The following is a 1,047-nucleotide window of genomic DNA, read 5'->3' as shown; positions in this document are numbered from 1 at the left end:
GGTGGCTTGGCCTGTGGCGGTGGTGTCTCCTGCGGCACCACCACGAGCGCGGGCGGCAGGTCGCTCAGGTCGTCGGTGTGGAGCGGGGACACGGCGCGCGAATCGGTCCCGGGCGGCGCGGCCAGCCGGACGAACAGCTTCATCTGCGCCACGGTCAACGTCGGGCTCGCGCCGTGCTCGGCCATCGAGGGGTAGTCGAGCGCCGTCGAGGTCAGGTCGACGCAGGGGTTGACCAGCACCTGGGCCCGCACGGTCAGGCTGGACCCGCGGGCCCGGACGGCGGCCAGGGCGGCGACGACCGCGCCGGCGCTCTCGCCGAACAGCGCCACCCGGGCCGGATCGACTCCCCACCGGGGGGCCTGCTCCACCACATGACGGAGCGCGTCCCAGCCGTCGTCGACCGCGGCCGACATCGGCGTCCCGGCCGCGACGAGCCGGTGCTCCACCGAGACGACCACCGCGGGCAGCCGCCCGGCGAGGTGGCTGTTGATCCAGTCGCTCTGCGCGGCCGTGCCGACGAACCCGCCGCCGTGCACGTGCAGCACGAGCGGCAGGGCGGCCGATCCGACCCGGGCCGGCGACGGCCGGTAGACCCGCACCCGCAGCGTCCGGTCCGGCAGCTTCAGCTCCTGCCACGAGATCGTGGTGCCGCGGTCCGGGAAGCCGGTCACCACCCGCATCAGGGGCGACGCCCGGCGGCGGTTCTCCGCGTCGCGGAAGGCGTCCAGCGCCTCGGCCGGCATCGCCAGCCAGTCCGGCTCGGAGCGCAGGCGGTGCAGCAGCCGGATGCCGAGTGGCGGGGTGGTGGTCATGGCTCTCCTCCTCGATCGAGTTTCGCTACTGGAGGTATCGATACTGACGGTAGCATAATTGGTATCGTGTGACCATGGCCCGCGCAACCGCACCCGCGACCCGCCCGCCCGGCCGCCCCCGCAACAGCGTCGACGCGACCGTTTTCGCGGCGACGCTGCGCACGATCGACGAGCTGGGCTACACGCACGCCACCGTCGAAAAGTGGTCAACGGACGCTCCGACGTGGGCCCGGAG

Annotated in this window: 1 protein-coding gene; it reads right to left on the bottom strand. The window is 73.5% G+C overall.

Annotated features, from left to right (window positions below; genetic code table 11):
* The coding region (locus tag AB0H87_RS42030; RefSeq protein WP_360159508.1) for an alpha/beta hydrolase fold domain-containing protein at positions 1-812 on the bottom strand (812 nt) is incomplete at its 3' end.
* Between the last annotated feature and the right edge of the window lie 235 nt (positions 813-1,047).

This window comes from Asanoa sp. NPDC050611, from assembly GCF_040654855.1.
Lineage (GTDB): Bacteria > Actinomycetota > Actinomycetes > Mycobacteriales > Micromonosporaceae > Asanoa.
The sequence above is the reverse complement of the archived record's forward strand: the minus strand, read 5'-3'. Positions and strand labels throughout refer to the sequence as shown.